The sequence below is a fragment of the Acinetobacter towneri genome (assembly GCF_001758345.1).
In the GTDB taxonomy this organism is placed as follows: Bacteria; Pseudomonadota; Gammaproteobacteria; order Pseudomonadales; family Moraxellaceae; genus Acinetobacter; species Acinetobacter towneri_A.
In genome coordinates this window covers 1-1,403 of sequence record NZ_MKQS01000062.1, presented here as the reverse complement: position 1 = coordinate 1,403, position 1,403 = coordinate 1, and the positions used below count along the sequence as shown (strand labels likewise).

Genomic DNA, 1,403 nt, shown 5'->3' with positions numbered 1-1,403 from the left:
CTTGTCAGACCCACCATGAGCAAGACTTAAAGCACTGCTTTAAGGCGAAGCGCAAGGCAAACGAACGTGAGTGAGTGCGCAGGCTATAATCTGATACATCGAATCACAGATGATAAGCTGGGGACTTAGCTTAGTTGGTAGAGCGCCTGCTTTGCACGCAGGAGGTCAGGAGTTCGACTCTCCTAGTCTCCACCAAATTTCAAGATTAGAAAAACAACGTTTTTCCTTGAAATTTAAGCAAACAGCTATGCTGTGCGCAGGCACACATATACTGGAGCTTTAAGCTAAAGATTACAGAATTTAGTAAGTATAAGCTTATTAAGTTCTGTGATTTATCACAGTTGACYGCAGTCCGACGAGGATGCAGTGAATCATTAACAGATTGGCAAAAATTGAGTCTGAAATAAATTGTTCAACTCATTTCATACAGGATTGACAGTAATACTTTGGTGTTACGGTTTAATTACGAATTGAAATGAGCACTAGCAAATTAACTGAATCAAGCGTTTTGGTATATGAATTTAGATTGAAGCTGTACGGTGCTTAAGTGCACGAGACTTTGAACTGTAGATTAAATAGATCATAGATTATTTATTTAATTGTCTTAATCCTACTTGTAGGGATTAACGACTGTTTGGGGTTGTATAGTCAAGTAATTAAGTGCATGTGGTGGATGCCNCTTTGGTGTTACGGTTTAATTACGAATTGAAATGAGCACTAGCAAATTAACTGAATCAAGCGTTTTGGTATATGAATTTAGATTGAAGCTGTACGGTGCTTAAGTGCACGAGACTTTGAACTGTAGATTAAATARATCATWGATTATTTATTTAATTGTCTTAATCCTACTTGTAGGGATTAAYGACTGTTTGGGGTTGTATAGTCAAGTAATTAAGTGCATGTGGTGGATGCCTTGGCAGTCAGAGGCGAAGAAAGACGTGATAGCCTGCGAAAAGCTCCGGGGAGGCGGCAAATATCCTTTGATCCGGAGATWTCTGAATGGGGGAACCCACCTACCTTAAGGTAGGTATTGCAACATGAATACATAGTGTTGCAAGGCGAACGMGGGGAAGTGAAACATCTCAGTACCCKTAGGAAAAGAAATCAATTGAGATTCCCTCAGTAGCGGCGAGCGAAAGGGGAAAGCCCATTAAGTTATGTGTGTTTTAGTGGAATGCTCTGGGAAGTGCAACCATAGTGGGTGATAGTCCTGTACACGAAAGGGCACACATAATGATGACGAGTAGGGCGAGGCACGTGAAACCTTGTCTGAATATGGGGGGACCATCCTCCAAGGCTAAATACTCCTGACTGACCGATAGTGAACCAGTACCGTGAGGGAAAGGCGAAAAGAACCCCTGTGAGGGGAGTGAAATAGATCCTGAAACCGCATGCATACAAGC

At 41.8% G+C, this 1,403-nt stretch carries 1 tRNA gene and 1 rRNA gene; both read left to right on the top strand.

Annotated elements, in window-relative coordinates:
* Positions 1-119: 119 nt before the first annotated feature.
* A tRNA-Ala gene (locus tag BJN41_RS14040) sits at positions 120-195 on the top strand.
* A 686-nt stretch (positions 196-881) separates the two neighbouring features.
* A 23S ribosomal RNA gene (locus tag BJN41_RS14035) occupies positions 882-1,403 on the top strand; the annotation flags it as partial.